Annotated in this window: 1 protein-coding gene; it reads right to left on the bottom strand. The window is 34.7% G+C overall.

Annotated elements, in window-relative coordinates; all coding sequences use genetic code 11:
• Window positions 1-423 precede the first annotated feature (423 nt).
• Window positions 424-1,446 (bottom strand): restriction endonuclease subunit S (locus AB0I81_RS64025; RefSeq protein ID WP_360680714.1); only part of this gene is annotated, 1,023 nt, incomplete at its 5' end.

Raw genomic sequence — 1,446 nt, 5'->3', positions numbered from 1 at the left:
AGCATTAAATGCCGCCGCTTACGAGCAAACTTTTTTCATCGTTCTGATCTATCATCGTGTCATATGCAACTCGATCATCAAACGTTAGTATATTGTCTATGTTAAAGTCAGATCTATGTTCAAAAGATTCGATATATTCTCGTTCGTCACCATAAACATAAACAACAGACGAATTTTTGATATTTGATTCTGACGAAACTAATAATGTATTTTTTGTTAAAGAATAAGTTTTCAGCATTGTAATCCTCCTGCTTTATATTTTTCTCAAAAATAAATGCGTAATTGTTGTGGAATAAATACGTTATCAGTTTTAAAAACATTTTGTCTTATGTATGATAACCTGCTAAAAATTTTATCTCGCACATTATCTAGACAATCTCGTCTCCAGCTTCTAATGTATTTTCTAATTTATAATTATAGACCCTAAACAAACATCTTTTGTAAAAAGCCTTTTTTCTGTTCTTTCAACAAATCTAACTTACGTTGATGAAGAGCGATAGTGTCGTCGAGTTGTTTGAAGAATGAACCGATTTTTTGTTGCTCTTTTAATTTTGGAATATTTAAATTCATTTCTTTTAGTTTTGCTAAATTCAAATTTGCTTGAGAACTTGTTTCAGCTTTTCTTTTTAATAGATCACTTTGAATATCAATATAATTTTTAATGAAAACGACATCACAAGAAGTTGATTCAAAGCCAATAACACTATCTGGAAAAGCTGCTTTAATCCCTAGAATAGTAGTATCAGCTATATTAGCTGCTATAGTAATTAATAATGTTCCAATATCCCATAATTTACTCTGTTGAATTCCAAACTCACTATATGTTTGACTGTATTCTGTCAAAAAAAGAGGTGCTTTGGCTACATCTCCAGTTTGAATAAAAGGATATTCGCCACCAAATAACCTAGAATCATTTCTAGGTCTATGTTTGGATTTACCTCTATTGAGATTACCTAACTCTTCCAACTTACGCTGTTCCCAATCGTCAGCAAACCCCGCAAATCGCAATTCAGGAACTTTTTCCCCATTTTTGGAGAACATTTTTTGTAAGTATCCTTTTTTCTGCTCTTTCAACAAATCTAACTTACGCTGATGAAGAGCGATAGTATCGTCGAGCCCCTTAAAGAATAATCCTATTTTAGTTTGTTCTATTTCACTAGGAACATAAACCTTTTGATCTTCGAGATCTGATTTACTTAGATTACCAATTGCCCCATTCCCACCAGAAACAAAAATGTTTATAAATTTACTATACCATGAAGAACTCATAATAGCATTTACAAATTCCGGTTTTTCAGCCCTTGCGACAAGCATAAATCCACCATGAACAGTATCATTTTCAATCCCTTCAATCAAAGCATGCGCCAACCGCAGGACCACCCCACCGAGCGCCCGGCGGATGCCGGCGGCCAGGCGCTCGTAGCGAGCGGGCCAGGCGGGATCGTA

The sequence above is a fragment of the Nonomuraea sp. NPDC050404 genome, from assembly GCF_040655495.1.
Lineage (GTDB): Bacteria > Actinomycetota > Actinomycetes > Streptosporangiales > Streptosporangiaceae > Nonomuraea.
This window is presented reverse-complemented; position numbering and strand designations above follow the sequence as displayed.